The sequence below is a fragment of the Mesorhizobium sp. M0077 genome (genome assembly GCF_040322955.1).
Classification (GTDB): Bacteria; Pseudomonadota; Alphaproteobacteria; order Rhizobiales; family Rhizobiaceae; genus Mesorhizobium.
Genome location: NZ_JAMYUL010000036.1, coordinates 1 through 1,413, shown reverse-complemented (window position 1 = coordinate 1,413; position 1,413 = coordinate 1). Strand labels below are relative to the sequence as shown.

Annotated in this window: 2 protein-coding genes; both read right to left on the bottom strand. The window is 63.8% G+C overall.

Annotated elements, in window-relative coordinates:
* Positions 1–222: 222 nt before the first annotated feature.
* Positions 223–837 (bottom strand): cob(I)yrinic acid a,c-diamide adenosyltransferase, encoded by a 615-nt coding sequence (gene cobO, locus NKJ57_RS30790; protein WP_352513788.1) that lies wholly within the window; start codon positions 835–837, stop codon positions 223–225.
* The gene (gene cobU, locus NKJ57_RS30785) at positions 837–1,322 is read right to left on the bottom strand and encodes a bifunctional adenosylcobinamide kinase/adenosylcobinamide-phosphate guanylyltransferase (protein WP_352573817.1); all 486 of its coding nucleotides are present in this window, start codon (positions 1,320–1,322) and stop codon (positions 837–839) included. Before cobU ends, cobO begins: the two co-directional genes overlap by 1 nt.
* Between the last annotated feature and the right edge of the window lie 91 nt (positions 1,323–1,413).

Sequence of the window (1,413 nt, the reverse complement as noted above, 5' to 3'; positions counted from 1 at the left end):
TCGCTGGCGCGAACCACCACGAAAGCGCAAGTTTCAGTCCATGCCAAAGCTATCTTAGCGCTTATGCCCAAGTGGGGGAGATGTCCGGCAGGACAGAGGGGGGCGCGAAGCGCCGGGGTGGGGGACTGCGCCCTACGAGAACCCCCACCCCAATCCGCTTTGCGGATCGACCCTCCCCACAAGAGGGAGGCTAAGAAATCGCACAAGGGGGAGGTAAGCGCCCTAAAACTCAATCCCCTGCTGTGCCTTCACGCCGGCCGAAAAATGATGCTTCGTCACGCCCATCTCCGTCACCAGATCCGCCGCCTCGACCAGCGCCGGCTTGGCGTTGCGGCCGGTGACGACGACATGCAGACCTTCGCGCCGCGCTTTCAGCGCCGCCACCACTCTGTCGAGATCAAGATAGTCGTAACGCAGCGCGATGTTCAGTTCGTCCAGCACGACGAGGCTGATCGAGGGATCGGCGATCAGCTCCAGCGCCTTGGCCCAGGCGGCTTCGGCCGCCGCAATGTCGCGCTTCAGATCCTGCGTCTCCCAAGTGAAACCCTCGCCCATCATGTGCCAGACGACGCGGCCGCCAAACGCCGCGAAGGCATCCTTCTCGCCGGTGTGCCATTTGCCCTTGATGAACTGGACGATGCCGACGCGCTTGCCATAGCCGAGCATGCGCAGCGCCAGCCCGAAGGCAGCCGTGGTCTTGCCCTTGCCGGGTCCGGTGTTGACGATCAGCAGCCCCTTCTCGACCGTCTTTTCCGCGACCTCGGCGTCCTGCACCGCCTTGCGCTTGGCCATCTTGGCGCGATGGCGCTCTTCGTCTTTTGCGTCGATGTCAGTCATTATTTCACCTTGAGCGGCAGCCCCGCCACTATCAGAAGCACCATATCAGCTACCACCGCGATCTGCTGGTTGAGCCGGCCGGCGGCATCGCGGAACCGGCGTGCCAGCGCATTTTCGGGCACGATGCCTTGTCCGACTTCGTTGGAGACCACGAACCACGGTCCGCGCGGCCGCGAAAGCACATCGGCCAGCCGCCGGCACTCCCCCTCCAGATCATGATCGGCCAGCATATGATTGGTTAGCCAAAGCGTCAGGCAGTCGACAAGCACCGGCTGGCTGTCCGGCAATGCCTCGAGCGCACCGGCAAGATCAAGCGGGGCGTCGATGGTCGCCCATCCCTCGCCGCGGCGCGAGCGGTGCTGCGCGATGCGCTCGCGCATTTCGCCGTCATAGGCTTGCGCGGTGGCGATATAGGCCCATGGCGGCGGCAACGCCGTTGCCAAAGTTTCGGCATGGGCCCGCATTGCCAAAAGCGCACCCCCCATGATTTAGGTGAAAAAACGCAAAAGCAAACCAGTAGCGCAGGCGGGGAGCGGTGGCCGGTTATCACCCCCGGCCAAAGGGCCCCAAAGACCC